Annotated in this window: 3 protein-coding genes; 2 read left to right on the forward strand and 1 reads right to left on the reverse strand. The window is 75.5% G+C overall.

The features are described 5' to 3' along the window. Positions 1–1,355, forward strand: a 1,355-nt coding sequence (locus tag ACFRCR_RS17905) for a LuxR C-terminal-related transcriptional regulator (RefSeq protein WP_377679459.1), incomplete at its 5' end; no start/stop codon positions are given. 43 nt (positions 1,356–1,398) lie between these two features. Here the strand turns inward: ACFRCR_RS17905 and ACFRCR_RS17910 are convergent. Further along, positions 1,399–2,244 (reverse strand): alpha/beta hydrolase, encoded by an 846-nt coding sequence (locus ACFRCR_RS17910; RefSeq protein WP_377679461.1) that lies wholly within the window; start codon positions 2,242–2,244, stop codon positions 1,399–1,401. 173 nt (positions 2,245–2,417) lie between these two features. Between ACFRCR_RS17910 and ACFRCR_RS17915 the strand changes: the two genes are divergently transcribed. After that, on the forward strand, positions 2,418–3,141 hold a 724-nt coding region (locus ACFRCR_RS17915; RefSeq protein WP_377679462.1), incomplete at its 3' end, for a hypothetical protein.

The raw sequence follows: 3,141 nt of genomic DNA on the forward strand, positions 1-3,141 counted from the left end.
CGGCCGCGGTAGAGGGGGTCGTGGCGGACCTCGCCCGCGTGGGGGCTGCCGTGGGCGGGGCCGGGCCGACCGGTGCCAGGGGGGCCGTCAGGGCCGACGAGGGCGCCCTCGCCCCGGCGACCGGCGACCGGCCCGACGACCTCGCCCCGACGCTCCTGAGCGCGTTGTCCGCGCTGGCGACCACGCCCGACGCGCGGTGCGTCCCGGCGCTCCGAGCCGCGGTCGAGGCGATGCGCGAGCCGGGCGCGACGTCGTCGGAGACCTTCCGGCGGCACGGCCTCCTGGCCGTCGCCGCGACGACCGCGCTGTGGGACGACGCGGCCCGGGACGCTCTCCTGCGGCAGGCCGCCGCGCAGTCCCGCGCCGCGGGCGCCCTCCCGACCCTCGACTCGGTGCTGTGGGTCCTGTCGCTGTGCGAGACCGTCATGGGACAGCTCGACTCGGCGGAGCGCCTGCTGGCCGAGGTCCACGAGCTGCGCGAGGCCGTGGGTCTGAGCCCCGAGCAGGCGCGCGTCTTCGCCAACGTCGAGCTGCTCGCCTGGCACGGCCCCGACTCTCCCGCGCTGCGCGACCGGATCGACGACGCCGAGCGTGCCGCAGACCACCTCGGCATCGGCGGGGCAGTGAGCCTGGCCCGGACGGCGCGCGCGCTGCTCGATCTCGCCGCGGGCGACCACGCCGCCGCCTTCGAGGGGGTGTCCGTCGTCGCGCGCGAGGGGTTCATGCAGGTCGGGACGCGCGTCCTGCCGGACCTCGTGGAGTCGGCGGTCCGCAGCGGGCACGACGACGTCGCCCGCTGGGCGCTCGACCGGCTCGCCGACGTCACGCTCGCGAGCGGGGCGCCGTGGGGCCTCGGCGTGCTGTCCCGCTCGCGGGCCCTGCTCGCGTCCGACGGTGAGGCGGACGCCCACTTCCGCGACGCCGTCGGGCACCTGTCACGGACCCGGTCCGTCGCCGACCTCGCCCGGGCGCACCTGCTGCACGGCGAGTGGCTGCGCCGCAGACGGCGGCGCCGCGAGGCCGCCGCCGCGCTCTCGACCGCGCTCGACCTGTTCGAGCGCATGGGCGCCGACCCGTTCGCGGCACGCGCCCGGCGCGAGCTGAGCGCCGTCGCCGGTCGCGCGCCCGCCCCGCGCGACCGACCCACGACGGGGCTGACCGCGCAGGAGCAGACCGTGGTCGAGCTGGCGGTCACGGGCGCGACGAACGCGGAGATCGCCGCGAGCCTGTTCATCAGCACCCACACGGTGCACTACCACCTGCGCAAGGCGTTCCGGAAGCTCGGCGTCACGTCTCGTCGTCAGCTCGCGCACGCCCTGCGGACGCCCGACGGCGGAGCGTCCGTCCCGCGGTAGGCGGACCCGTCGCCTGCTCGGGCGGGCGCCCCGGCGACCGGGATCAGGCAGGATCCCCCGCTCCCTGGGGCGCCCGGGCGTGGGCGAGAGCCCAGTCGAGCGCGGCGTCGGCCACGGCCTCCCAGCCCGGCTCGGCGCACGTCCAGTGCGACCGTCCCTCGAGGTCGAGGACCTCGGTCAGGGCGGGCGACCGGTGGTACTTGTGCGCGTTCGACCGGTTCACCGAGGGCGGCATGATGTGGTCCTCGCCGCCCGTGACGAACAGGAGCGGGGCCCGGTCGGCGTCGTAGTCGACCCACGTCTCCTGCTTGCCCGGCTTGTAGTTGGCGATGAGCCCGTAGGCCCACACCCAGCTCCCGGGCGCCGGGATGTGGTACCGCTCGTACACCTCGAGGGACTCCTCCGCCGAGAGCGTGTTGGTGAACGCGTAGTGGAACTGCTCGGGCGTGAACCCGGCTGCTCGGTGCGCCTTGGCAGGGTTGTTGAGGATCGGGAAGAGCGACTTGATCTGCGAGGGCGGGTTGACCCGCACACCCTCGGTCGGGGCCGCGTTGATCGCGACCGCCGACGCCCCCAGGCCGCGAGCCAGCAGGAGCTGGGTCAGGGTGCCGCCGAACGAGTGGCCCATGATGATCGGCGGCCGGTCGAGGCCCTCGATGACGGCCGCGAGGTGGTCGACGGTCTCCGGGACCGTGAGCCTCGCGATCACGTCCGGGTTCTCGCGCAACGCCTCGACCTCGATCTCGAAGCCCGGGTAGCCGGGGGTGAGCACGCGCATGCCCTTGGCCTCGTAGTACGGGACCCAGTGCTCCCAGGAGCGCGGCGTCATCCACAGGCCGTGGACGAGGACCACGGTGTCGGGGGCGGTCGGCGGGGCGGTGTCGCTCATGGTGCTCTCCTGTGGCCGTCGGACTGGTCCTCCCACGGTCCTCGGCGTGCGGGCGGCGTCGCATCACCCGTCACGGGTAGTCCCCACGGCGGGGCCGTCCGGCGGGGCCGGGTGGACAACCGGAGGCCAATGAGTCAATACTCTGATTCATTGATCCATTCGGAGGAGCCCACATGACCGGTCTGTCGCTCGTCGCCCTCGCCGCGCTCGGCGCCCTCGCCGCCCTGGTCCTGGCGGCGGCCAACGCGGTCCGGTCCCGGCGCCACCCCGCGCGCCCCGTGCTCGACGCAGCGCTCCGGCACGAACGGACCACGTCCGTCGTCGCCGGCGTCGTCGCGCTGTCCCTGATCGCCTACGTGGTCTCGCCCGCAGCGCTCCCGGGCCTCACCGGCGTCACGACCACCCCCGGCCTGCTCGTCGCCCTCTCGCCCTTCATCGCCGTCGTCATGGTCCTCGCCGTCCGCGCGATCGGCGAGCTCGCCTGGCCCCGCCCCCAGGGCGCGGTCCGCACGGCCCCGCTCGCCCGACGGACCGTCCACGGCCTCGGCGAGTGGCGACTGCCCCTCTTCCTCGCGACCGCGGCGGTCACGGCCGCGGCCCTCGTGGTCTTCGGGGTCACCGCGGGCGAGGGAGGAGGCTCGGTCGACGCGCCGCTCCTCATCACGGTCGACGGGTGGGTCACCGGTTCCTCCGGCCCGTACCCCGGCTGGCCCTACGCCGGGCCGCTGCTCGGCGTGCTGGGCGTCATCACCCTCGGCCTGCTCGGCGTGCTGCGTCTCATCGCCCGGCGAGGCGTCGTGAGCGGCGCCACGGCCGACGAGGACGACTCGCTGCGCCGGCTCAGCGCCGCCCACGTCCTGGCCGGCACGCAGCTCCTCGTGGGGCTGGGGTCGGCCG

This window comes from Oerskovia sp. NPDC056781, from assembly GCF_042789955.1.
Taxonomy (GTDB): Bacteria; Actinomycetota; Actinomycetes; order Actinomycetales; family Cellulomonadaceae; genus Oerskovia; species Oerskovia rustica.

Bases quoted from the DNA above. Each gene is read 5' to 3' on its own strand.
- ACFRCR_RS17910 (WP_377679461.1), bottom strand. From the start codon at position 2,244: ATGAGCGACACCGCCCCGCCGACCGCCCCCGACACCGTGGTCCTCGTC.